The organism is Paraburkholderia sp. SIMBA_030 (assembly GCF_046535245.1).
Taxonomy (GTDB): domain Bacteria; phylum Pseudomonadota; class Gammaproteobacteria; order Burkholderiales; family Burkholderiaceae; genus Paraburkholderia.
The window spans coordinates 1-322 of the sequence record NZ_JAWRXB010000218.1; the positions used below are offsets into that span (position 1 = coordinate 1).

1 protein-coding gene is annotated in these 322 nt (G+C 37.0%); it reads right to left on the reverse strand.

Annotated elements, in window-relative coordinates:
• A partial coding sequence (locus SB772_RS39740; RefSeq protein ID WP_410838485.1) for a hypothetical protein occupies nt 1-209 on the reverse strand: 209 nt, incomplete at its 3' end.
• Nucleotides 210-322: the final 113 nt, after the last annotated feature.

The following is a 322-nucleotide window of genomic DNA, read 5'->3' on the forward strand; positions in this document are numbered from 1 at the left end:
GTAAATGGGTGTTTGCGCGAGGCTGAACCCACCTCAGTGACACCGTCTTTACTATAAAAAATATCTACGCGACCATCACTATTCAACACACAATTTAATAGTCCACCTTCAATTTCCATCTCTACGCGTTCTGGCATAAAAATATAGTCATCTACATTGATAAGCTTTTTTTCTACTTCTCGTTTAAAAAATGATTTGATATCGAACATAAGTACATCCCTAACTTTATAATTATAAGATACGTGAGCATGCCGAGCACTGTGACTGTTACCCAGTATTCATCTGTGTGATTAATGGGTCATGCTTTACTCAGTTATCCTAT